The sequence below is a fragment of the Flavobacterium piscis genome (genome assembly GCF_001686925.1).
In the GTDB taxonomy this organism is placed as follows: Bacteria; Bacteroidota; Bacteroidia; order Flavobacteriales; family Flavobacteriaceae; genus Flavobacterium; species Flavobacterium piscis.
Map to the genome: position 1 here is coordinate 669,120 of NZ_LVEN01000027.1, position 25,400 is coordinate 694,519.

Below are 25,400 nucleotides of genomic sequence, written 5' to 3' on the forward strand. Positions count from 1 at the left end.
TCTCTCGACTTTTTATTGTTAGTTCTTATTTTTCCTTTATTATTTTAATTAATGTACTTTTGGTTTAACCAAAATATTATTTATAAAAGTAAAATATGAAAAAAATTATTGTTAGTATGTTTGTTCTGAGTCAATGTTATACTATACAGGGACAATCGATTGATAAAATTATTACGAACAAGGAAGTAACTCGTATAGAGAAGATACTTTCGGCTGATGATATGCAGGGCAGGAGAACTTTTACTCCCGGTATAGACAAAGCATCGGCCTTTATAGAATCGGAGTTTAAAGCAATTGGTTTGCAAACTTTCAATGCAGGAACGAATTACAAACAAGAATTTTCGATGACTGACTCTAAACCACTTTCTTCAAAAATTACTATTGACGGCAAAGAAATCAATAACAATCAAGTTGCAACATTCTCGTACCTTCCTCAGGTTTATTTAACTGAAAAAAGTGATATTGCTGTTGTAAAAATCAATAAAGGAGATAACATTGGCGAGAAATTTAATGAATATTATAAAAGTCAGAAAAATCTTTTGGTACTGGTTGACCCTTCATTTGATAAAGTTTTACCGAATATTCAACACATTGAACGAATAAATGCGACTCCTGGAAACAATACGATTGTGTTTGTTTTTGGTACCACAGCAGCGACTACTTTTTCTGTTGAATTAACGAATACAATCTCCAAAAAAACATTGAATAATGTTGTTGGAATATTACCCGGAAAAACGAAACCAAACGAGTATGTGATTTTTTCAGGGCATTATGATCATTTAGGAATTGGCTCTCCCGAAGAAGGTGCTCCGCATCCTGCAGCAGATTCTATTTATAATGGTGCTAATGATGATGCCGCCGGAACAACAGCAGTTATTATGCTGGCGAAATATTTTAAAAAACAAAATAACAACGAGCGTACTATTATTTTTACCGCATTTGTAGCGGAAGAAATAGGGGGTTATGGAGCCAAATATTTTTCTAAACAGCTTGCGCCGGAAAAAGTGATTGCAATGTTCAATATTGAAATGATAGGAACAGAATCTAAATGGGGTAAAAACTCTGCTTACATTACAGGCTTCGAAAAGTCGAATATGGGACAGCTTTTACAAGCTAATTTAACAGGAGCAAGTTTTAAATTTTATGCAGATCCTTATCCGGAACAACAATTGTTTTACCGTTCAGACAACGCTACGTTAGCCAGGCTTGGAGTTCCTGCTCACACTATTTCTACTTCAAAAATGGATAATGAACTAACGTATCACACGGCCGATGATGAATTTGAAACGTTGGATATTGATAACATGACCCAAATAATAAAAGCAATTGCATTAAGTTCTTCTTCGATTATTAGCGGAAAAGATACGCCAACAAGAGTAGATACTACTCAATTGAAATAAAATAAATAAATTATAAATAATCGAAAAAGCACTGAAAATGATTGGTTTTCAGTGCTTTTTTATTATTTGTGTGTGCGGGTAACTATAAATTAGTATCTAAGAAAATTAGCTGTAAAGTCAGAGACTTTATGAAGTTTCTGTTTTCAATTATATTTCTTTAAAATGGCGCAAAGTCAGTCCCTAAGACTTTTGGGATTGCGCATCGTAAAGAAGAACACTTCGGAGAGCAGGGTTAGAGCAAAATTATATTTCCTGATCTTCTATATGAAATGTTACGGTTAACCATTCAGGATTCGTTGTCCAGAACTAATTATTTCACTAACTTTAAATCAATTAATCATTTAAACGGATTATTTTCAAATTATCTAAATAATTTAAATTATGAAAACGCACTTACATTCAAAATTTATAGTACTCCTGTTGTTTACTCAATTACTATTTTCATGTAAAGGTAATTTAAGTGCGGGAGTGGGCAGTGACGGAAAAAGTCTTGACTCGACGGTCACTAAATCGGACACGACTACCGTACCAAAAAAGAATTCGCAAGAAGTAAAAGAATAGTTTTTTAACCTCTGTTTGGTTTCATTTTATAAAATGAAACATCTTTACTATTTTTCGATACTTGGAGGCATTAGCTTGTACATTACAGGAGTTACAATTCTGGACAAAATGGTCGAACTTATTAGTCCGCCGATAAGCACAATAGCCAGCGGGGCAATTAAAGGATTCGAATTCAGCGCAAGGGGAATAAGGCCACAGATTGCCGTTACGGAAGTCAGCACCACGGGTAGAAAGCGTGTTTCTCCGGCAATAGCAATTGCTTCATCAATAGAGTGTCCTTCTTGTCTGAGCTGATTGGTAAAATCGACCAGCAGCAGTGAATTTTTAACCTGAATACCCGACAGACCAATAAAACCAATAATAGCTACCAACGACATTGGACTTCCGTTAATAAGCAGTAATACAACCCCTCCTAAAATTCCCAATGGAATAATGGAAAGTACGATGATGATCCCTTTGAATGTTTTGAATTGCAACAGCAGTACAGCAATGAAAAGGAATGTACTCAGAATAATTACCGAAAGGAAATTCCCTCCAAGCGCATCTCCTTCGGATTCTTTTTCACCTGACAATTTATAATAATAGCCTTTTGGCATTTTAAGTTTATCCAGTTTAGGGATGATCTCTGTTAGTAAATCATTAGCATAATAACCTTTGTCTGATAAAGCCGTAACCTTTGCAAAACGGGATTTATTGAAATGATTAATCGTTGTTGGCGAAGTTTCAAAAGAGATGTCTGCAATTTGATTCAATGCAATTGGCGTTCCCTGAATATTATTGACATACAGGTTTTTTAAAGCATCCAGATTAGAAAATTTATCTCTGGGCAGTGTGAGTGTGACATTTCTTGCATCACCTCTGTCATCGATGTAATCGCCAACAGTTAATCCGGCTACAGCAAGACGCACTACTTTATCTGCCTCGCTTGTCATCACACCCAGTGTTCGTGCTTTTTCTTTATTAATTTTTACTTTGACATCTGTTTTGTATGTGTTGAGTTCATTGTTGATATAAACTGTTCCTTTCTGATTGCGTAATATCGTTTCAACTTGAGAAGAAAGCTTACGCAGAACAGCCGGATCATCTCCAAAGAGCCTCACTACAATGTTGGCCTCGAGAGGCGTTCCCTGTTCAAAATCTTTCACTTCGATTTTAGCATAAGGCATTGTTTTGAATTTCTTTCGGAGCCTTTCAATCAAAGCTATTTTTTCGGTAGGTTTTGCCTCGTCTTCCAACTGTACAAAAATCTGTGCAAAATCAGGTTTTCTGTCCTGCGGGTGTACATTATAATAGATCTGCGGATTTCCCTTGCCAACATTTGCCGTATAAAAGACAATTTCTTTATGGTTTTTCAGTTCAGCTTCGATTAGTTTTGTTACCCTGTCACTTTCTGTAAGATTGGCCTGAAGCGGCATTTTTATATTAATAAGAAACATTGGTTTCTCTGAAGTTGGGAATAACTTAAATCCGGTAGCTTTAAAAAGTCCAAAGGCAGTTAGGCTCAATGCTATGGATATAGCAATTGTTGCTTTTGGGAATTGCAATGCTTTAGGCATAATCCTACTGTAAGATCGTGTCAGGAATTTTTGCAGGTACTGAAGAAAAACATTCCCCTCGCCATGTTCGTGTGTTTTTAAAAACCGGCTTCCCAAAAACGGAACCAATGTCATGGCAACAATCATTGACGCCAGTACACTTGTAATAATTGCCATAGGAAGACTTCTTATAAATTCACCTGAAACATCAGGAAGAAAAGCCAGTGGCAAAAAAGCAATAACAAGAGTGGCGGTGCAGCCCACAACAGCAAGACCAATTTGTTTGGTGCCTTTTAAAACAGCATCCATTTTAGAATGACCTTCACGAAGCCAGCGCTCGATGTTTTCGACGACCACAATACTATCATCCACCAAAAGTCCCAAAGCCACCACCAAACCTACAATGCTTAATTGATTTAACGAATAACCGAATGCATTCATGACAATGAGCCCTAAAGCCAATGAGAGCGGTATGGATATCATAACAATTAAGGAAGCCCTTGATCCTAATGGTAAAAGCGTAATGATAACCAAAACAATCGCAAGAGTGAAATCAAAACCCAAATGGCCCAGACGCTGTGACACCATATTGGCCTGGTCAAAGTTTTTAACCAGCTTTATGTTTTGAGGCAGGTCTTTAGAGAATTCTTCTACTATTGGTAAAAATTGTTTTTGGACATCGGTTATGTTGACGTTGTCTTTCATGCCTACGGTAACTAAAACACAGCGATGTCCGTTGATGCGGGTAATATGATCTACTGTTTCAGATTTGTAGCCTACTTCGGCGACATCTTTCATATAGATTATTTTACCATTTGCATTGTAGATAACCGTATTCGCAACATCATCGGCATTTTTAAATTTACCGCTTGTCTTTACATTAAACACCTTACTGTCAAGATTGATGCTTCCTCCGGGAATATCGGCAGCTTCACTCTGAAGACTTCCCATGACCACGTTTAATGGAATCTTTAACTGCGCCAGTTTATCCAGCTGCAGGTCAATTCTAATTTCCTGTTCCGGTATTCCGGCATATTTTACGTCTTTAAGATTGGTGATTTTTTCCAGTCTTGTCTTCAGCTCATCTGCTGCATCACGCAGTTTTTTATCTGATGCATTTTCTGAAATTAAAGCCACCTGAAGAATTTTTACATCTGATGAAGCAATTTTCTCGGTTTTTATCAGGTAAATATCCTTGGGAAGTTCACTGTTTTGAAGCGCATTCATTTCCGTAGAAATTTCCTGGTACTTATTATCTACATCAACTCCATATTTAAATTTTACCTGAAAGGCAGCTACGCCATCTTCAACAGTAGTGAGGATTTTATCGATGTTCTCCAGCCCGTAAATTTTATTCTCAATAGGTTTTACTACCTGTTCTTCCATATCCTTTGGACTGGTTCCGGGATAAATAACCGTAATCAGATATTGGGGAGGGTGAGTAGAAGGATCTTCTGATCGCGGCATCGAAAACAGGGTCAGATACCCTACAACAGACACGAGAAGAAATATGATCAGCGTGAACTGATAGTTTTTAACGGCAAAGTTTGTTATCTTCATGGTGCTTATTATTTAATGATCTTAATCTTTGATTCTTCGTTTAGATAGGCGCTGTTCGAGATCACTATCTGATCTGTTTTTTCAAGGCCGTCTTTGATATAGACAATTTTGTTTTCAAATTTGTAAATGGTCACAGGCTGTCTTCTCACTTTGTTATTCTCCACTAAAAAAACAAAAGCCTTATTACCGTCTGCTTCAATAAGCGCGTCATAAGGGATCGTGATCAAATCCTGGGAAGTATCGGCATGTATATCGGCTTTGCCAAACATACCCACTGCAGGTTTACTGTTTTTCATGTCTAGTTTTAATTCTACCTGAAAAGATCCCAAAGCAGCATCAGCAGACTGTGATTTTCTAAAAACCACGGCATCAAATTTTTGATCAGGATAACCATCCAGCGTCACGGATGCTTTCTGGCCAATTTTAACCGATGCCCATTCTTTATCTGTCAGTCCAATTTTTAACAGATAATTATTGTTGTGGGATGTTTCATTTATAGCTAAGATGGGAGAACCTGGCCCAACAACTTCGCCTTCATTGGCTATTTTTTGAGATACAAAGCCATCTGCCGCCGCATATATTTTGGCATAACGGGCATTAAAAGCAACGGCATCTTTTTGTTTTCGGGCAATGTCAAGACCTGTTTTTGTATTTTGAAGCTGCTCTAAAGTATATACACTGTCTTTATAGAGATTATTGGCGCGCGTATAATCCCTCTCGTATTTTTTTACGTTTAAATCGGTCTGGTTTAAACCCGCACTGATTTCGGTTTCATCTAATGCGGCTAAAAGCTGTCCTTTCTTAAAAAAATGCCCCTCCTCGACATAAATATGCTTTACTAAACCGCCAATTTTAAAGCTGTAATTGGCAGTGTTTTCTGTTGTGACCAAACCAGAAGCGCTTATATTACTTGTAACAGCTAATGATCCGGCCGGTGCTGTTTTAATGGATACAATATCCGCGGATTCAAATTGGTTATGCTCTTTTTTCTCTTCTTTACAGGCATAAAAAACAGGAAAGGCAAAAAGACATATTACTATTGATTTTTTACTCACAAGCGTAAAATATTTTTTTTTGTGTTCGTGCCCCGCGTCTGAAAGGCGAACGGATGAATTAATCTTTGATTTCATAAGTGTTGTTTTTGGATTATTTTAAAGTAAAAGTGGCGTTGGCCCTTTCTAATTCTGCATAGGCAATCCAGGAATTATAAAGAGATATATTTGTATTAAGCTGTGCATTTACCCATTGATTCTGCGCATCCAGAAGTTCAATGTAGATGGCTTGTCCTTCTTTATATAATTTGGTTATGTCCTCATTATATTTTTTGGCTGCTGCTTTTTGATTTTTATCGGCATTAAATTGTTCCAAAGCGGAGATTAAATTATTTCGGGTAACCTGAAACTGGAGCAGCAGCTGCTGTTTTACATTATCAGTCTGCGAACTTATTTTTTTACTGTCTTCCTGAACCTGTTTGAGCCTGTATTTGTTTTTGTTGCCTGAGAAAATAGTCCATTCTAAAGCAGCACCGGCAAAATAGTATCTTGATTGTTTATTCACTTCGAAATCAAAGTCCTGAAATCCGAAATCGGCAAATCCGCTCAATTTTGGGTACCAATACGATTGGGTAAGCTTACTTATATTTTCATTTATATCTTTTGCCATGGTAAGTTTTGAAAGTTCCTCCCGGTTTGAAGTGTTTTCGGCAACCAATACATTCGGCAAGCTTTCTTTATCCGAATCAATCTCAATTTCGCTGTCAAGCTTTTGATTAATTAAAAAATTAAAATATGTTTTAGCGTTATTACTGACTTGTTTGGCTGTTTCCAGATTTGCTTCAATACGGATTACTTCATTATGACTTCTAAGAACTGCCGTACGGTTTATCTTGTCATTTTTAAATAAGGACTGGTTCACCCTTTGATTTTCCTTTACCAATGCCAAAGCATCCTGATAAATATTAATTCCTTCAATTGACTGCAGGTATTTATAGTATGCCGTTTTTATTTCTTTAACCAGCTCCCTTTGGTAGATTTCAAGCTCTATTTTCTGTAAAGAAGTCTGCTGGCTTTTGATTCTTTTGTTATAAATAATTTCATAGTTCAGCAGCGGCATTGTGGTATGAATTTTAGCATCGTAGAAATTATCCGGATTAATTAAAACAGACTGGTTTTGCAGCGCAGGAAAAGCATTCGAATTGGTTATTTGATTAAGTGTGCTGTATACAGGATTCAGCATATCTCCAATTGGGATATCAATTGTTCTTCCGCCATCGGCTTTGGTATAATTTGCATTTAATGAAACAGTAGGGTAGAACAGGGAACGGGCTTCCTGCAGGGCATACATGCTTTTATTGATGTCGAAGTTATGCTGCTTGATTACCTCGTTGCTTTTTAGTCCAGTTTGGATGTAAGTATCGAGTTTGCTTTGGGAATATCCTATACATCCAAAACAAAGAATGGTAAATGTAATTGCTTTTTTCATTTTATTGTACATTGTTTTTAAATTGAACATTGTTCATTTTTTTGATCAAAAAAAAGTTTAAAGTTTCTTTATTATTTTTAAATATTCGTTGTAACCCTCAGAAAGGATCGTATCAGGATTAGAAAATTTTACACCTTTGGTTCTCTGGCGTATTTCCAGACAGCACATTCCGTGAACTAAACTCCAAATCATAAAGGATAGTGCTTCTAATGAATGTCCTTCAAAATGCCCTTCATTCATGCATTCCTCGACAGTTTTCTTTAGCGCATTAAAAGTGTCAGCACCTTCAGTCCACGCTTCTTTTTCGGTACTTTCAATAAACTCCATTGGCGCTTTAACGATAAACATCAGATCGTACATTTCAGAATTTTCCATCGCAAATTTCAAATAGGTAAATCCCATTTTTCGAAGACGTTCCATTGGATCTTTAATAGCGAACAATTCGGTAAAATACCCGCCTAACTCCTGAAAACCAATAGAGTGGAGGTCATGAAGAATAGCGTTTTTATCTTTAAAGTAAACATACACAGTTCCTACACTGTAATCAATCTCATCAGCGATGTTTCGAATCGTAGTCTGTTCAATGCCTCTTTCTAAGAAGAGTTTTTTGGCTCCTTTAAGGATCAGCATTTTTAGAGCTTCTTTTTCACGTGCTTTTCTTTCTGCTGTACTCATGGTGCAAATGTATGTATATTTTTTGAACAACGTTCATTTTTTTTTAAAATATAATTTTTAAGTGTTTTATATCTATTAGCAATTCAGCATTATATTTATTTTTAAGAATTTAAATCTCTTCATTGTCACCGTATTCTTCAAAATGATAAACCCGCCCAATACAGTTAAGTAAAGGGCGGGTGTCCATAAACATAATCTTCCATTTTATGTTTACTAAAAAATTTATCATTGTATGCTGCAATATTTGCCAATTGAGCTTTACAAGCTAAATAACAAATTAGAGATAAGAATTTTTTAATTTATTTGTTTAAAAGCAGCTAAATATAATATTCTGCCTGTTTTACAGGAAGGATTACTGTAAATTCAGCACCGTTATCTTTTTCTCCGGAGGCTGTGATAGAACCATTGTGTCTTTCTGCTATTTTTCGGCACATGGCAAGACCAAGACCATTTCCTTCGAACTCATCTTTTGAGTGCAGTCTTTCAAAGGCATCAAATATTTTCTCGGCAAAAACCGGATCCAGTCCAATGCCGTTGTCCTTTATTTTTATTTCCAGCATTTCAATGTCTTGTTCATTTTTAATCACAGTGCAAGTGATTATCACTCGCGGCGGCTGATCGGCTTTTGAGAACTTCAGGGCGTTTTGTATAAGGTTATAAAAAAGCTGGTGGATAAGTATCGGCGCACCTTCAATTTCAGGAAGCTCACTTACGATAAGTATAGCTTGCTTTTCATTTATGATGAGCTCCAGATCGGTTTTGATATGTTCAATCATTTGATCAAGATTAATCCTCTTTACAGGCTGCGATCTTTTATCCAAAGTCGAATAGGCAAGAATACCTTCAATGATGGTCTGCATTCTTTGGGCAGAATGGTCTACTTTACTGAGGTAATTTTTTGCATTTTCATTAAAAATAGTTTCCGGTTCATCCTTTAGAAGATTGCTGAAGGTTTTTATTTTACGCACAGGTTCTTTCAGGTCATGACTGACCACATTGGCAAAATGCAACAGATCATCATTAGAACGCTGCAGTTCCTGTGTGTTTTCTGCAACCTGTTTTTTGAGCTCTTCTTCAAATTGCTTTTGCTTTTGTATATCCTGTATTATCCCAATAATAGTGATGGGATTTCCATTTTCGTCTTTGATGATTTTACCATCTATTTTTACCCAGCGAAAAGAGCTGTCATCATTTACAATTCTGACTTCATAGGACATTTTTCCTGTAAGCTGTGCCTGCTGATGCGCTTTTTCTCGTACCGAATAATCCTCAGGATGCAGTTTTGCAATAAGCTGCTCATTGGTAACTTCTCCTTCAATAGACCAGATGGCATTGAAATTTCCGGAAGTTTTTATTTTTTTTGTGGCAAGGTCTATTTCATAAGTTCCCATGCCGGATGAATCAACTGCCATCCTGAGTTTCTCATCTGAGCTTTGAATATCCTGCTTGGCCTGGTGAAGGGCTGTTACCTCCGCGGCTGTATGCATGACCCCGTAGATCTGCCTTTCTGAATTAAAAAGCGGTATAAAGCTATAATTGTAATATCGAAATTGTTGTGCCTCGTCAGTAGCCAGATCTACTTTTTTGTCCCTGGCATGAAAAGGAATGCCGCTTTGAAACACCGTTAATGCCTGTTTAAAAATATGTTTTTTTTGGGCTTCCGGCAGCACATCAAGAAATTTTTCCCCAATGATATCATCACCTTTTCCCCACATTTTTATCATTGCAGGGCTGGCTAGTGCTATCTGGAGTTCATTTCCTGTATAAACGGCTGTCGGCAGAGGGGTGCTATCCACAATGTCTTTCAAAAGCATTACATTATCGTACATCGTTGGGTTGTTTAGATACTACGAAAGTATCTTTTATTTAATCCTAGTGTATTACGTAAGTATAGAAGAATGTTTCATAATTCCAATAGTATTTTTTAACTGCTTTGCCTCTAATCAAAGTTTAACATTCAAACTTGTGGGCATTGCTGCATACCTCGGCAGCAGGAATTGCAGATTAAACCGCAATGCAATATTGGCAGTTATAATTTTAAAAATACATAGGACAGTCTTTATTTTATAATATATTTTGTAAAATTAAATTGTACGCAATTTAATTATCTTGTATCTTTGCAGTATTATTTTGATTCAAATAATTTTAAGAATCAGATGTTTAATTTATAAAATAAGAAACAATGTCGTTAATAGAAGATTTAAACTGGAGACATGCCGTAAAAGCATATGACTCAACAAAAAAAGTATCAGAAGGAGATTTAAATAAAATTTTAGAAGCCGCAAGGCTGGCTCCGACTTCATCTGGTCTGCAGCCTTTTCGCGTGATTGTGATAGAAAATCAGCAATTGAAGGAGAGCATGGTAAAAGGTGCTTTAAATCCGGAAGTTATGAGAGATTGTTCTCATGTACTGGTTTTTGCAGCATGGGACAGTTACTCTGATGAGAAAATCGATAAAGTTTATGATCATCACACTGATGTAAGAGAATTACCAAGAGGCCGTTTCAGCAGTTACACCGATCAGATCAAAAAGATCTATGGAGCTCAAACCCCTGAACAGCATTTTGCGCACACAGCAAGACAGAGTTATATTGCCTTAGGTCTGGCAATGGCTCAGGCAGCTGAACTCAAGATCGATTCTACTCCGGCTGAAGGTTTCAGTAATGAAGTAGTAGATGAGATTTTGGAGCTAAAAAAATTAGGATTGAAAAGTGTTACACTTTTGTATCTAGGTTACAGAGATACTGAAAATGACTGGCTTTCTCATATGAAGAAAGTTAGAATTCCAATGGAGGAATTTATCATCAGAAAATAGTTTTTTACTCTAGTTTTTTATTCTAGTTTTTTTCTTCAGATTATGGAAAATCACCACTCGCTTCAATTGGAAAACCAGCTTTGTTTTCCTCTTTACGCTATTGCAAAGGAAATTATCGGTTTGTACCGGCCGTTTCTCGATGCGATTGATATTACCTACCCGCAGTATCTTGTAATGATGGTGCTTTGGGAGAGGGACGGCTTGACGGTAAATCAGATCGGCGCAAAACTGTATCTCGACAGTGGAACATTAACACCGCTTTTGAAAAGACTTGAAGTTAAGGGGTTTATAATTAGAAAAAGAAAAAAAGAAGACGAAAGGGTGGTTGAAGTTTTTTTAGCTGATAAGGGAAGAAATTTACAGCAGAAAGCATGTGAAATTCCGGCAAAAATGCAGGAAAAACTAAACCTGACGATAGAAGATCTGGTCGAGCTTAAAGAAACTGTTCAGAAAATTTTAAATAAAATTCAAAAATAAATGAAAACATTATATACAACCAGCGTTACGGCAAAAGGCGGAAGAAACGGACAGGTAAAAAGTGAAAACGGAATTTTGGACTTTGAGGTAAGAATGCCTAAAGCTTTAGGCGGCACCAGTGATGAGTTTACCAATCCCGAAATGCTTTTCGCAGCAGGATATGCAGCATGCTTTGACAGTGCACTGAATTTGATTATTAGTAAATCTAAAATTGAAACCGGTGAAACATCTGTTACTGCACAAGTGAGTATTGGGCAGAATCAAGACGGCGGTTTTGGTCTTGCTGCAGAACTGGAGGTGAACATTCCGGGAGTCTCTATTGAACAGGCACAGGAATTAACAGAAAAAGCGCATCAGATCTGCCCTTATTCAAATGCAACAAGATCTAATATGGAAGTTAAGCTTACGGTGAGAAATAGCTAAACATTAATTTCTTTAAATGACATAAATCTGCTTCTTTTGAGGCAGATTTTTTTTATTATATCAGGATTTTAATATAAAAAATATCTTGATCTCCAAAGTGAAGTTATTTCCCGTAAGTCTTTCATTGGCTTTGTAAATTTGGTTTCGATGTCCTGTTGAAGATTTATGAAAATTTATGTGATTGATCTGTCTGGTGATTTCTCAATTTTTTTTTTAGGGACCGGAAAACTATTTTCTATGGTTGTCTTATCGGTAAATGAAATTGTTTATAAAATTATATTATTAAATAAAGTCAGTTAACTATTTCATTTAGCATATAAATGTTTGTGCCGTTTTCCCCATTGCTCCATTTGCTGGATTATTGGCCTTAATTCATAGCCAATTTCTGTTAATTCATATTCTACTTTAGGAGGAACTTCAGCATATACCTTTCTCTTTATAATATTATCTTGTTCCAATTTTCGCAGTTGCAGCGTTAGCATACGTTCTGTAATATTTGGTATAGATTTTCTTAATTCGCTAAAACGCATTTTGCCTTGTAAGAGCCAGGAACAAATTACAAGTGACCATTGGCCGCCAATTATGTTTGCCGCGTATACTTCTGAACACTCATCTCCTAAGATTTTCTTATTTTCAAAATTTGTGCTTGTAACCTTAACTTTCGACATAACTTACATTTTTGATAGTACCTTACAATTGGTTGTGAATAAAGTCACTATGAGTTTTATGTTATAGCTTCGCAGAACTATTCTATATAATTTAAAGTTCAAAATTAAATCAAAAAAGGTAATTATGAAGAAAGGCTTAACAAATATTTTATTATTTATGTCAGTACTCAACATTTATTCTCAAAGTGAAAATCTAAAATTAAAAAAGACAACAAACATGAAAAACACATCTATATTAGTTAATGCAAACGAGCATGTAAAAAAAGGAGAATACGAAGCGTACTTATCCTATCTCACTGAAGATACCAAATGGGTGTTTGTTGGTGAGAGAACTCTTTTAGGAAAAGAAGCAGTAAGGCAATATATCAAAGAATTCTACCTGGCACCACCAGTATTTGATATGGAAAAAGCGATAGAGGAGGGCGACTTTGTAACTGCAACAGGTAACATTTCCTTAAAAAATGTGAATGGAGAATACGATCATTACATTTATTGTGACATTTGGCGATTTAATAATGGCAAAATAGCTGAATTAAAAGCATTTGTAATTGAGAAAAAGCCCTGATTTGAGTAAGCCACATGATAAGGTGGAGCTTATACTGTGCAATAATTAAGCTTTATAATTTTATTAAAAAAAATAGCGGTCTTTTATAACCGCTATTTTCAATATATCATGGCCTAATTATTTAGGAAGTTGCGCAAGAAATAACAATATATCATTACCGATTTCTTTATAATGAGTTTCAAGGGCAAAATGACCCGTTTTATAAAACTTTACAGCAGCATTTGGATTGTCATGTTTGTAGGCTTCTGCTCCTGCGGGAAGAAAATAAGGATCCTGACTGCCCCAAACAGCTAACATCATAGGCTTTTTATCTCTAAAATAAGCTTGAAATTTAGGATATAAAGCAACATTGGTTCTGTAATCTTTTAGCAGGTCAAGCTGTATCTCGATGTTTCCCGGGCGATCCAGAAAATGCTGATCCAATGTGTAGGTTTCAGGTGCGATAAGAGCAGCATCCGAAGCACCTTCGTGATACTGAAACCACGTTGATTCTTTTGAAACAAAATCCTTAAGTGCATCTCTGTTAGCCTGCGATGGCTCTTTCCAGTATTTCTGAATAGGATTCCAGCCTGTACTCAAACCTTCTTCATAAGCATTGCCATTTTGTGATATAATGCCGGTTATTTTTTCCGGATTAGCAAGAGCTAGTCTGTATCCGGTTGGTGCGCCATAATCGAAGACATACATGGCAAAACGTTTTAAACCAAGCTTATTAATAAATCCCTGCATAGTGTTGGCAAGATTATCAAAAGTATATTGAAAACTAAGATGGTCCGGTGCATCTGAATACCCAAAACCAGGCAGGTCCGGAGCTATTACATGATATTTTTTGCTTAAAATAGGAATAAGATTTCTAAACATATGAGATGATGTAGGGTAACCATGCAATAATAATAGAGTTGGAGCATCTTTAGAACCTGCTTCACGATAAAATATCTTTAATCCGTTGACTTCCATGTTATTGTAATGAGTGGTCTGAATTTCAGTGTTCTCTTTTGTTGTTAAAGAGTTTTTAACTTGTGCATTTGCAGCTGTTTGTTGTAACATAATTAGAGTTAGAATTAGAGTTAAGGATTTAATTGTGCTTTTCATGTTTTCAATTGTTTAAGACAAAAATACACTCTATATTTGATACGTGAAAACGATTTATAATGATCTAATCGATCACTAAAAGTGATACTATGAATAGTAATGACCTGAAAATATTTGAAGCCGCAGCAACACTCGGAAGTTTTACAAAAGCTGCAGAAGCAACCTTTACGGTACAATCGAACGTAACGGCTCGCATAAAAAATCTCGAAGATGAATTTGGAGCTGAACTGTTTAGAAGAGTATCCAGAAAAGTGGTTCTAACTGAAGCAGGGGAAACACTTTTGCAATATGCTAAAAAAATAGGTCGATTATTGGATGATGCAAAAAGTGATATACAGAGTGCAGACAAAATAGGAGGAACAATACGCATAGGGTGTATTGAGACCACTATGGCTTTTAAAGTACCGGAAATCATCAAAGGTTTTGCAGAGCTCTATCCCAATGTAGAGCTTGAATTTTATTCTTCAATGTTGTCAGCACTGATAACCGATGTAATCAGTTATAAACTGGATGCTGCTTTTGTTGCAGCACCCATAAATATTCCTGGTTTACAGCAGCTTATTGTTCGTGATGAAGAACTTGTAATAATTGCAGGTGGTGATGTGGATAAGCTTTCGGTCGTATTGAAACAAGAACCTTTAAAAATAGTAGTTTTTGAGCAAGGTTGTTTTTTCCGGGCGCGGCTTGAAACCTGGCTCGGTTCAAAAGGAATCCTCCGTTATAAAAGTACCGTAATCAATTCGATAGAAGGCATTATTAATTTTGTGGAGGCAGGTCTTGGTATTAGTATACTTCCTGCAGAAGTCGTAAATCAGTATTACAGCAACAGAAATATAAAAACTTTTCCTATAACTAAAGAACTTGCCACGATGACCACAGTGTTAATTTATAGAAATGATGAAGCACCTTCAAAAGCCTTAAACGTATTTTTAGATCAGTATCGAAATTAAAGTCACCTTGAGCGAAACTGAAGTTGTACAATGCTGCGTAAGATCAGATGGTTAGACCAGGGGTAACTATATTTAAATCATTCTGAAAATTAACTTTGCAACTGTTGAATTACTTAAATTCTTATATTCAATGTTGACATATGTGACAGAGCCTCAAAAAGCAGATTACTTTGAAATTTTACCTAATAATTAAAATTAAAATGTGATTACCAATTTCCCAAAATGTGAGCCACTTTCAAGTTTCTTAAAAGCATCAATTGTGTCCTGAAATAAAAAGGCCGAATCTATAATGGGATGAATTTTTTTTGCTTCTAATGCATTATTCATTCTCAGAAACATTTCTTTAGAGCCAACGTTAATACCCTGCAATTTAATTTGTTTGCTCATTAATTGTGCAGTATTTATATTTCCGGTCAGTCCGTTCATTATTCCTATTACAGAAATAGTGCCGTCTAAAGCAACGGCTTCGATAGATTTGTTGATATGGTCACTGCCCACAACCTCTACGATGTGTTTTGCACCAATTCCGTTGGTAATTTTCATGACTTCATTTTCCCATTTCGGCACACTTTTATAATTGATCAAATGGTTTACGCCCAGTTTTTTAGCACGTTCTAATTTGTCATCACTTCCGGATAATAAAATAACTTCTGCGCCTGCAGCTAATGCAAATTGCATTGAAAATAAGGATACTCCGCCAGTTCCCTGTATCAATACGCTGTCGCCGGCTTTTACATTTCCTTTTTCCATTAAACCATGCCAGGCGGTTATTGCAGCACAGGGCAGGGTAGCGGCTTCTTCATTGGTAAGATAATCAGGTACTTTAATTACTTCATTTTCTTTTAGGATAACATATTCCTGAAGCATTCCATCATTGGCATTTCCTCCCAATGAATTGACTAATTTTTCAGAAGATAGTTTTCCATCCATCCAATTGGGGAAAAATAAACCTGCGACACGATCATTTACGGCTACTTCCGTTACCTGATTTCCAGTCTCTACTACAATTCCAACGCCATCAGAAACGGGAATTCGACCAATGGGTGGTTTCCATTTATCAACGCCTTTAATAACGAGCAAATCCCTGTAATTTAGAGAAACTGCTTTTATCTGAATTAAAATTTCATTTGGGAGCAGTTTGATATTATTTTTCTCCACCTGTTTTAAAGTTTCGATGCTGTAGTCCTTCGTTATTTGATAAGCTTTCATAGGATTAAAAGTCAATGAGGATAGGCAAAATCTGATTACTAAATACAATGTTCCAGACTTCGTTTCTCAATTGGCACTACAAATGTAGGACTTAATCAAAGCTCTTAATCCGTGTTTGCCAATTGTGAGTTACTCATAAATAAGTGAGTAAGGGTATTACAGCCTGTAAAAACATTTATTAGTTTCAAGATGTAATAATTATTCTTTTGAAGAAGAAAAAAAGCTGAAATGATAACAGATAAACCTTAAGATTTTTTCAGTGAAGTAGTTGGCTGAATACGAATTTCATAAGGAATATGTAGTTTACCCCAATTACAAAGTTCATGCAAGACTTTAACTAATTCCTGTCCACTCTCTGTAATACTGTATTCTACACGAAGCGGAATTTCTTTAAAAACTTCTTTTTCAATTAATTTTTCCGCAACCAATTCGTTTAAAACTTTGGAAAGCACATTATCCGAAATGCCATTTAAACATTCCTTCATACCAGAAAAACGTGTGACATCTTGTTTTATAAGTACCAAAATCTCAGAAACCCATCTTTTTCCAATAATACGTACCACCTTGTTTAAAGTGCATCTTTCATCAAGGTAATATTCATTTAAAGTATTAGTGGAGTTCAATTTCTTTTTGCTCATAATATATTTAGTTAGTAGCAGTCAACATAAGAAAGTCTAAACAAAAATAATTAAAATTTTGCCAATGCACTTTATTAATTCAATTGGTTTTAAAACAATTAAGACAGCGTATAATTGATTTTAAAATTTTGCTCCAAAAGTAAAATCGTTTAGAATTTTGATCTAAAAAAGTGCCAATTATTATCAATTGGAAACCGTATTATCTTCATCTGGAAATTTGCATTTCTGATGATCCGGCAGCCTCTAACTGTTATTATTACCAATTATCTGTTCTAAATGGGGCTGTTGGTAAACCACTTGAGTTATAAAGCATGATTTCTCCCGGTGCATCAGCCCACAAATAACGGACTGCTATAGGATTTGAAACTTCAGAACTTGTCAATTTTATAGTCTTTAAATCGGCTTGCAAAAAAGCAGTTGCCGGATAGAATTTTTTATCGCTTCCGGCAATCATAAAACCATTTATGTTTGATTTTGCAGATTCGGTAGCGAAAGTCCCTTCTTTAAAAGTTACTGTAATCGAATTTCCGTCAGCTTTATAACTGTCAAAAACAGGTGCAGAGGCTGGAACTTCTTTTTCTCCATAAGCAATATTTTGGGCAATTAAAGCCATTCTTTTTCCAACAACTTGTTTGTGAATAGGATGTATATTGTCGTTTTCACCAACGTCAATTAGAACAGCCATTCCTGTGTTTTTCAAATTCAGTGCTTTTGCTTGTGACTCACGAAGCGTAATCCAGCGGTCATTTTGGTTATCGTAATTTGGCAATTGAGCAAAAATAAACGGAACGTCTGATTTCCAGTTTTTTCTCCAATCAGTAATCATTTCCTGAAAGAGGGTTGCGTATTCTTTTGCGTTTTTTGAATTGGCTTCGGCTTGGTACCAAATAATTCCTTTGATTTTTATTCCGAAGAAAGGTGCGACCATTCCGTTGTAAAGCGATGTTGCATATTTCGTTGGGTGTTGTCTCTCAGGAACTTCCTCGATATCTTTTGTTCCCACTTCATAACGCCATTGTCCCGCCAGTGAAAGTTTTTGTGAAGCTGTTTTTAAATTTAAAGAAGAAGCATCTCCACGAAAACCTCCAATGTCTCCTGTGTTTTTTACACGAATTGTGATGATGTTTTTTCCAGCCGTCAAAACAGTTTTTGGAACCTTGTAAAAGCGGTCTAAGTCTTTTTGAGTGCTTTCGCCAACTTTAATTCCATTGATATAAGTAATGTCTTCATTATCAACACGTCCGATGCTTAAAATGAGATCGTCTGAAGCGAGATCTTTTGCCGTCAAATCAAAACTTCTGGTTACCCAAATTACACCATCATTAGGCGTTATTTTAGCTTTGCTCCAATATACAGGAAGGTCAATTGGTTTCCAGGAGGAAGTGTTATATGTTTTTTCGTGCCATTTTTCTTGTGTTCCAACATCAAGGCGATCCGCTTTTTCTTCCCAGGCTTTAAATTGCTTTTTGTACGTTTCTACCGTATCAGCAAAATTCATTGTTTTCATTTTGTCAATGACTTTCCTTGCTGAAGCATGTTTTCCCATCAAATCTTCGCTCATCCAGGCCTCAATATTGGTACCTCCCCAAGAAGAGTTTATCAAACCTATTGCTACATTGTATTTTTGTAACAATTCTCTTCCAAAGAAATAAGCAACTGCCGAAAAGCCTTCACCGCTTTTTGGTGAACATGTTTCCCATTGGCCTTTTTCAATATCATTTTGTGGTGTTCCGGCCATTGTTCTTGAAACCTGAAGCAGTTTTATTTTTTCGTAGTTCGCTTTTGATAATTCTTCTTTTCCGTTTAAAGCATCTTCCAGTTTCCAGCCCATATTAGATTGACCGGAACAAAACCAAACGTCTCCTATATAGATGTCTTTAAAAATAACCGTGTTATCTTCTGAAATCTTCATTTCAAAAGGGCCTCCGGCTTTTTCTGCCGGGAAATCAACAGACCATTCACCTTTTTGATTGGCTTTTGTCTCCAGATTTTTATTATTAAAACTTACTTTGACTGTTTTTCCGCTATCAGCCCAACCATAAACTGTGATCGTAGCTTCGCGCTGCAAGACCATGTGGTCTGAGAAAAACTTTGGTAGTGAAACTTTTGCAAAAGCTCCTGTGAAAATCGCTAAAAAGAGTAGTGAAAATATACGTTTCATAAAGAATAGGGATAAATAAGTGCGGTAAATGTATATAATTAAAATTGGTTAACCAAAAATTATATTACGATTTTTTTAATTTTAACTAATAATAATTGCGTTGTATGTAATTATATAGTGAAATTATTGATGAATATTTAGAGATGGGAAAAGGTAGAACTTTTAAGTGTGAGGTGTAGAAAACAAAACAGGAGCCTTATCTGTTGATAGACTCCTGTTTATTGGTACGTTACACATCCATTGTGCAAAGTTGCATCGCTTGTGGGAAGTGGAAAATGGTTTTACCGTCTGAATGCAGTATAATTGTACCTTTATAAAACAAAAATACATATAAATATTAGTTTTAGTATGAAAAGTCTGTTAATAATTATGGAAAAAACGATTTATTTTACACTATTTTCTATTATTTATTGGCGAAAACGTTTTAGTTTAAATGTTAAAAGCTCACATATTTCAAATTATATAGTTTGTATTTAACCTTTGTATTGATTTATGTTTAGTATAACTGTATTTAAATTTTATTATATGTAAAAAATGAGTTAATATTTGCTAATATAAAAAAATGCGTATATTTGGTCAACCAATTTATAATTACAATGCAGGAATTTAGTTTAAATAGTTTTAAATCTCCGGAAGAAGAACAAATCATTCAAAAGTTGAAGGAATTAATTACTTCAAAAAAGTTGAAACCTGGTGACCGATTGCCTTCAGAGCGAAAATTATCTGAAGAATTTGGTGTGAGCAGAGGTAACGTGAGAGAAGTGATTCAGAAATTAGAATTTTACGGATTACTTAAAACTTTGCCACAAAGTGGAACTTTTGTTGCCAATCTTGGAGTTCCGGCATTAAGCGGAATGATTACAGATATTTTGCAATTAAAAAAACCTGATTTTAAGTCATTAGTTGAAAGCAGGATTATGTTGGAAATGCAAGTTGTGGCTTTAGCTTCTGAGAGGAGAACTGAAGCGCAACTAAAAAATATTGAAGAGGCATTAATTGCTTACAAAAATAAAGTAGAGCAAAATGAAAGTGCTGTTGAAGAAGATTTGATGTTTCACTTGAAAATTTCTGAAGCCAGTGGAAATCCAGTGCTGAATACCTTGATGTTAATCATCACTCCTGAAATTATTACAAATTTTGAAAAATACCATGTTTGTAAAAATTCAATGAATGGAGAAAATATTATAGAACACCAACAAATTTATGAAGCTATAAGAGAAAAAAATCCTGAAAAAGCCAAACGTGAATTGCAATTTCATTTTAAGACGTTATATGAGTATTGCAATAAAACAGAAACTTTAATGAATATCAACGAAAGTATTTTTTAAAATTTCTTCCAAAAATAATAGACGGTTATGACCATTGTGTGAAGTTGCATCGCTTGGGGAAGTGGATTTTACTACGCATTTAAGTCAAGATTAAACATCTGATTTTCAGATCTTATTTATGAAAAAGCATTATCGGCCATAAACCGGTCAGGATGCTCTATATCTTAATGTTACTGATTGTAAGCTTATATCTTTATGAAATTAAAAAACTTTATTTTACTCTCGGCTTTGATGCTGACCTCTTTTGTTTTTGCGCAAGAGAAATATACTTTAACGGGAACAGTCATTGCAGATTTTGATAAATTATCATTGCCTGGCGCAAATGTCACTGTTCTGGGTTCAAAAACTACAATAATTACAGATACCGAAGGTAAATTTTCTATTCCTGTAAACGAAAACAGCTCAATTCAAGTTTCTTTTGTCGGAATGAAAACCAGAGTTGTATTAGTTAACGGCCAACAAAATATTACAATTTCTCTTGTTGAAGACAGCAAAAATCTTGACGAAGTTGTGGTTGTTGGATACGGAACCCAGAAAAAATCTTCAATCACAGGATCTGTTTCCAAATTAGAAAATACAAATCTTGACGAAATTCCGGTTTCTCGTGTGGATAAAGCTTTGCAAGGAAGAATTGCGGGTTTACAAATACAGAATACAACTTCGGAAGTTGGTGAAGCGCCACAAATCAGGATTCGTGGAATGGGCTCGATTTCTGCGAGTAGCGATCCATTGGTTGTGGTTGATGGTTTCCCGATTTCAAATGGTTTGGAGTTCATAAATCCAAGCACAATCGAATCTATCGAGGTCTTAAAAGATGCAAGTTCAACGGCAATTTATGGTTCTCGCGGAGCAAATGGTGTTATTCTGGTGACTACTAAATCAGGTTCTGAAACAAAGACTTTATATCAATTTAAATCATTCTTTGGGGTTAAATCGGTTTACGAAAAAATTGATATGTATGATACTTATGAGTACACGGATATGTTGCGAAGAGAACGCCAACTGCACGAAAATTATACGGCAGGTTTAAGTGGAGCGGCTCCAGCTACAATAGGTTATACTTCTCGTGAAAAAGGAATGCGTCAAGTAGCGAATTATTCTGGTGGCGGTACTGATTGGCAAGATGAAGGAATCAGAAATTTTGCAACCATAAAAAACTATGAAATGAATGTTTCTAGTGGTGGAAAAAACGCAACATATTATATTTCAGGTCAATATATTGAAGATGAAGGTTTGATGAAAGATAATTTCCTGAAGCGTGTGAATTTTCAAACCCGCGTAAAAGCAAAATTAAGCGACAAACTTACACTTGACGTGAATGTAAGACCTTCTTATAGTTTTAAAAGAAGATCTACAATTTCTTATTCAGATTTGACCCGTTCTTTAAGTTTTATGCCTTCAAGACACAACGAGTATACTGCTGCCTTGACAGGTTATCCTGTTGGCGAGTACGCACAAGGAAGACATTTTAATAACGTAAATTTTAATTACGTAGATGAAAATGGCGTACAGCAAAACTTCACAACTTCACTTTGGGGAACAAATAACAATAGCCCGATTTCAAGAATGGAAAACGAAGAAAGGTACATTCACGATTATAGAATGCTGACCAATTTTGCATTAGAATATAAAATCAATAAACGTCTTACTTTTAAGACTTCTGGCGGCGTAAATCTGGATTATTCAAATTATGAGCGTTTCAGAAACTCGCAAGCAGATCAAACCGGCCAAGCGATCGGGGAAGATGACAGTAATTTAAAAGCAGATCTTCTTACTGAAAATACTTTAAATTATAAATGGAAAGGTAAAAATCACAGCATTGACGCCTTGGGAGGAATTACATACCAAAAAACAAATATTAAAGGAACCGGAATTTATGGAACGCAGTTTCCTTCAGATTATATTGGAACTTTAAACGGAGCCAACGTAATTGACGCCAACGAAACATTCACAAGAAAAGAACAAATTGGTTTGCTTTCTTTTCTGGCAAGAGTAAATTATGCTTATAAAGATAAATATTTGCTTTCGATTGCAGCACGTGCTGACGGTTCATCTTTGTTCGGACCAGATAATAAATACGGAATGTTCCCTTCTGCCTCTGTGGGATGGAATGTGGGCGAAGAAAATTTCTGGAAAGAAAACATCCAATGGATCAACAGATTTAAATTGAGAACAAGTTTCGGAATCACCGGAAACAATGATATTACCAATTATTCTTTCACGAATTTATTATATTCTTCCAATTATTCTTTGGGTCAGGGTGCCGGAAGCGTGACTTCAGGACTTGGTGAAACTGGTGATGTTCTTGGGAATCCGGAAATCGGTTGGGAGCAAACCTTAGAGTATGATTCAGGTGCTGACTTGAGTTTCTTTGGAAATAAATTAAACGCGACTGTTGACTATTATTATTCGATTACAGATAAATTGTTATTGCAACAAAACGTTTCTTACATCACAGGACACAATCAATTTTTCAACAACATCGGAAAAATCCAAAATAAAGGTTTTGAGGTAGAAATTTCAGGAAATGTTCGTGCCAAAAACTTCACCTGGAAACCAGCATTTAATATTTCTTTCAATCAAAACAAGCTAATTTCTCTTGGTGGTGAAGCGCAATTCATTAGTCAGGGTGAAAGAAACGAAGAATATATTGCCAAAGTTGGCGAGGAAGCAGTTCAATTTTATGGTTATAAAATGATTGGAGTTTGGCAGACTGCTGATGAATTGGCAAACAATCCACACTCTGCTGATGATGCTGTTGGAGGTATTAGAGTAGCTGATATTAACGGTGACGGAGTTATCAATGCTTCAGACAGAACCACTTTAGGCAGCCCATTCCCGGATTTTACCTGGGGGTTTTATAATGCTATCACTTTCAACCGTTTTGATATGAATTTCCTAATTCAGGGTTCTGTTGGCGGCGAAGTTTTCTTTGGAGACGGTTACTATAATGAGATGCGTTATTTATACAAAGATTTTGTCCAGGACAGATGGTTCAGCGAAGGTGTTCCGGCTTCAAAACCTCGTGAAAATAATGGTAGAGCCTGGCAAAACACTTCTTATTTAGTTCAGGATGCAACCTATATGTCTTTAAGAAATGTGACTTTAGGTTTCTCTGCACCCGAAACTTTTACAAGTAAATTAGGAATTACAAAAGCAAGATTTTATTTGTCTGGCGAAAATCTGCTTTTTGTAAAATCATCAGGATTCTTCGGATTAAATCCAGAAGGAATTACAAATTCAGGAGTTTACAGCTCGCCATTGATTTCAGGTTATCAAAGAGGTGCTTTCCCTGTTCAACGAACAATTTCTTTCGGAATTGACATTAATTTCTAAAAAAATATAAAAGGTTATGAAAAAATATAATTGGTCTTTCAAAAACTTAAAAGTTTTAATATTAAGTACGGCTTTTCTTTTTGTAAGCTGTGATGAGACACTTGATTTACAACCCGTTTCAGAAATTAGTGTAGGGGAATTTTATACTACTGCGGCAGAAGTAAACCTGGCAGTAATCTCGATTTACAACAGTCTTTATGGAATGCAGAATAGAGAATGGCTGCTGACAGAAATTCGTTCTGATAATACCTATATGAATCCAAATTCGACTGAAACTAAAGACTTGGCTGTTAGAGAAGTGGATCGTTTTGTGCAAAGTTCACAAAATGTTTATCTCCAGGAATACTGGAAAGCGTGTTACAAAACTATCAATCTTTCAAATGTTGTTTTGCAAAATTTAAACGTAGTTGCTGATCAGGCACAAAGAAATCAATATGAAGGAGAAGCACGTTTTTTAAGAGCACACGCTTACTTTAATTTGGTGCGTCTTTGGGGTGGGGTTTTCATCGTTGAAACTCCTGTTTCAGGAAAGGATGCCAAAACAATGGATAGAAGTTCGCAAAGCGAGATATATGAATTTATTGCAAACGACCTGCGTTTAGCATCAGAAATGTTGCCTCCAACGCAAAGCGGATCAAACCTTGGAAGAGTGGCATCTGACGCGGCAAAAACATTACTTGGAAAAGTATTTCTTACTTCAGGCGGCAACGCAAATTTAAGTGAAGCAATAACTGTTCTTACAGAAGTTGTTAGTGGTAATTTCAGTTTGCAACCCACATACGGAGCGGTTTTCAATATTGGAAATGAATACAATAACGAAATTATGTTTGCAGTTCGTTACCAATCAGGAAGCGTTGGTTTAGGTTCGCCTCACCCCAACTTTTTCGCGCCTTTGCAAAGCGATAATTATGTAGTTTTTGGCAACGGCGATGGTTTGAATGTGCCAACAGATAATATGTCGCAGGCTTACACGGCTGGCGATCCGCGAAAAGCAGCTTCTATGGCTAACACCTGGTTAGGTTTCAATGGAGCAATTAAGGCAGATAAGCATATTACAAAATACAATTCGACATTTAACGCAGTTGATGATGGCGGAAACGACTGGATTATCCTTCGTTATGCTGATGCTTTGCTTTTGTTGTCAGAAGCAATTAATGAGCAAAGTGGCCCAAATTCAGAAGCCTTGAGTTACCTGAATAAGGTTAGAATGCGATCACTTGGAGCGAGTGCTGGTTTAAAATTGGCAGATGTTTCGACTTATTTCAATTTCAAAATTGCTTTGGAAAATGAAAGAAGAGTAGAGTTTGCTTTTGAAAATCATCGTTGGTTTGATTTGGTCAGAACCGGCAGAGCAGAAGTAGTTATGACACAGCATTTTGCTACTGAATTTCAATATAATGATCCGGCGCATCCTTCTTTAAATACAGGTCCGTTACAACATTACCAAATTTTATTGCCGATTCCGCAATATGAAATCGACCTGAATCCAAAGATTGCACAAAACACAGGATATTAATTTTAAGTAT

At 35.8% G+C, this 25,400-nt stretch carries 20 protein-coding genes; 10 read left to right on the forward strand and 10 right to left on the reverse strand.

All coding sequences use genetic code 11. The features are described 5' to 3' along the window. Positions 1-95: 95 nt before the first annotated feature. Together FLP_RS13265 and FLP_RS13270 are read left to right on the forward strand one after the other, a co-directional pair. On the forward strand, positions 96-1,400 hold the full coding sequence (locus tag FLP_RS13265; protein WP_065449964.1) for a M20/M25/M40 family metallo-hydrolase: 1,305 nt from the start codon (positions 96-98) through the stop codon (positions 1,398-1,400). A gap of 381 nt (positions 1,401-1,781) precedes the next feature. Then, positions 1,782-1,961, forward strand: a complete 180-nt coding sequence (locus FLP_RS13270) for a hypothetical protein (RefSeq protein WP_065449965.1) — start codon at positions 1,782-1,784, stop codon at positions 1,959-1,961. 47 nt (positions 1,962-2,008) lie between these two features. Here the strand turns inward: FLP_RS13270 and FLP_RS13275 are convergent, their stop codons facing one another. The 5 genes from FLP_RS13275 to FLP_RS13295 all read right to left on the reverse strand — a co-directional run bounded on the left by FLP_RS13275 (position 2,009) and on the right by FLP_RS13295 (position 10,041). Beyond that, positions 2,009-5,056: an efflux RND transporter permease subunit gene (locus tag FLP_RS13275; protein ID WP_065449966.1), complete on the reverse strand. Its 3,048-nt coding sequence runs from the start codon at positions 5,054-5,056 to the stop codon at positions 2,009-2,011. A gap of 8 nt (positions 5,057-5,064) precedes the next feature. Then, on the reverse strand, positions 5,065-6,186 hold the full coding sequence (locus tag FLP_RS13280) for an efflux RND transporter periplasmic adaptor subunit (protein WP_065449967.1): 1,122 nt from the start codon (positions 6,184-6,186) through the stop codon (positions 5,065-5,067). Positions 6,187-6,202: 16 nt separating this feature from the next. After that, positions 6,203-7,567 carry a TolC family protein gene (locus FLP_RS13285; protein WP_243397597.1) on the reverse strand — a complete coding sequence of 455 codons (1,365 nt, stop codon included), beginning with the start codon at positions 7,565-7,567 and terminating at the stop codon, positions 6,203-6,205. 27 nt (positions 7,568-7,594) lie between these two features. After that, positions 7,595-8,212, reverse strand: a complete 618-nt coding sequence (locus FLP_RS13290) for a TetR/AcrR family transcriptional regulator (protein ID WP_065449968.1) — start codon at positions 8,210-8,212, stop codon at positions 7,595-7,597. A gap of 317 nt (positions 8,213-8,529) precedes the next feature. Then, positions 8,530-10,041 carry a PAS domain-containing sensor histidine kinase gene (locus tag FLP_RS13295; protein WP_065449969.1) on the reverse strand — a complete coding sequence of 504 codons (1,512 nt, stop codon included), beginning with the start codon at positions 10,039-10,041 and terminating at the stop codon, positions 8,530-8,532. 353 nt (positions 10,042-10,394) lie between these two features. Here FLP_RS13295 and FLP_RS13300 point away from each other — a divergent pair, with 353 nt between their 5' ends. From FLP_RS13300 to FLP_RS13310, 3 genes are read left to right on the forward strand one after another with little or no spacing between them, the layout of a single operon-like run. Next, complete coding sequence (locus FLP_RS13300) at positions 10,395-11,027, forward strand: NAD(P)H-dependent oxidoreductase (protein ID WP_065449970.1); 633 nt, start codon at positions 10,395-10,397, stop codon at positions 11,025-11,027. Between the two features lie 42 nt (positions 11,028-11,069). Then, positions 11,070-11,504 carry a MarR family winged helix-turn-helix transcriptional regulator gene (locus FLP_RS13305; RefSeq protein WP_065449971.1) on the forward strand — a complete coding sequence of 145 codons (435 nt, stop codon included), beginning with the start codon at positions 11,070-11,072 and terminating at the stop codon, positions 11,502-11,504. Next, the gene (locus tag FLP_RS13310) at positions 11,505-11,927 is read left to right on the forward strand and encodes an organic hydroperoxide resistance protein (protein WP_065449972.1); all 423 of its coding nucleotides are present in this window, start codon (positions 11,505-11,507) and stop codon (positions 11,925-11,927) included. A 305-nt stretch (positions 11,928-12,232) separates the two neighbouring features. Here FLP_RS13310 and FLP_RS13315 read toward each other — a convergent pair whose 3' ends face one another. Further along, complete coding sequence (locus FLP_RS13315) at positions 12,233-12,595, reverse strand: winged helix-turn-helix transcriptional regulator (RefSeq protein ID WP_065449973.1); 363 nt, start codon at positions 12,593-12,595, stop codon at positions 12,233-12,235. 124 nt (positions 12,596-12,719) lie between these two features. Here FLP_RS13315 and FLP_RS13320 point away from each other — a divergent pair, with 124 nt between their 5' ends. Next, positions 12,720-13,160 carry a nuclear transport factor 2 family protein gene (locus FLP_RS13320; protein WP_083195867.1) on the forward strand — a complete coding sequence of 147 codons (441 nt, stop codon included), beginning with the start codon at positions 12,720-12,722 and terminating at the stop codon, positions 13,158-13,160. Between the two features lie 117 nt (positions 13,161-13,277). Here FLP_RS13320 and FLP_RS13325 read toward each other — a convergent pair whose 3' ends face one another. Then, positions 13,278-14,252: an alpha/beta fold hydrolase gene (locus FLP_RS13325; RefSeq protein ID WP_083195868.1), complete on the reverse strand. Its 975-nt coding sequence runs from the start codon at positions 14,250-14,252 to the stop codon at positions 13,278-13,280. 89 nt (positions 14,253-14,341) lie between these two features. Here FLP_RS13325 and FLP_RS13330 point away from each other — a divergent pair, with 89 nt between their 5' ends. After that, a complete protein-coding gene (locus FLP_RS13330; RefSeq protein WP_065449974.1) occupies positions 14,342-15,202 on the forward strand; it encodes a LysR family transcriptional regulator in 861 nt (286 codons plus the stop codon). A 195-nt stretch (positions 15,203-15,397) separates the two neighbouring features. Here the strand turns inward: FLP_RS13330 and FLP_RS13335 are convergent, their stop codons facing one another. From FLP_RS13335 to FLP_RS13345, 3 genes are all read right to left on the reverse strand, one after another. Continuing rightward, positions 15,398-16,411: a zinc-dependent alcohol dehydrogenase family protein gene (locus FLP_RS13335; protein ID WP_065449975.1), complete on the reverse strand. Its 1,014-nt coding sequence runs from the start codon at positions 16,409-16,411 to the stop codon at positions 15,398-15,400. 245 nt (positions 16,412-16,656) lie between these two features. Further along, positions 16,657-17,049 carry a winged helix-turn-helix transcriptional regulator gene (locus tag FLP_RS13340; RefSeq protein WP_065449976.1) on the reverse strand — a complete coding sequence of 131 codons (393 nt, stop codon included), beginning with the start codon at positions 17,047-17,049 and terminating at the stop codon, positions 16,657-16,659. Positions 17,050-17,305: 256 nt separating this feature from the next. Then, positions 17,306-19,210 carry a sialate O-acetylesterase gene (locus FLP_RS13345; RefSeq protein WP_065449977.1) on the reverse strand — a complete coding sequence of 635 codons (1,905 nt, stop codon included), beginning with the start codon at positions 19,208-19,210 and terminating at the stop codon, positions 17,306-17,308. A 572-nt stretch (positions 19,211-19,782) separates the two neighbouring features. Here FLP_RS13345 and FLP_RS13350 point away from each other — a divergent pair. The 3 genes from FLP_RS13350 (at position 19,783) to FLP_RS13360 (ending at position 25,390) form a co-directional block, all read left to right on the forward strand. Then, the gene (locus tag FLP_RS13350) at positions 19,783-20,538 is read left to right on the forward strand and encodes a FadR/GntR family transcriptional regulator (protein ID WP_342341554.1); all 756 of its coding nucleotides are present in this window, start codon (positions 19,783-19,785) and stop codon (positions 20,536-20,538) included. Between the two features lie 195 nt (positions 20,539-20,733). Further along, a complete protein-coding gene (locus FLP_RS13355) occupies positions 20,734-23,874 on the forward strand; it encodes a SusC/RagA family TonB-linked outer membrane protein (RefSeq protein WP_083195869.1) in 3,141 nt (1,046 codons plus the stop codon). 16 nt (positions 23,875-23,890) lie between these two features. Next, positions 23,891-25,390 carry a RagB/SusD family nutrient uptake outer membrane protein gene (locus tag FLP_RS13360; RefSeq protein WP_065449979.1) on the forward strand — a complete coding sequence of 500 codons (1,500 nt, stop codon included), beginning with the start codon at positions 23,891-23,893 and terminating at the stop codon, positions 25,388-25,390. Positions 25,391-25,400 lie beyond the last annotated feature (10 nt).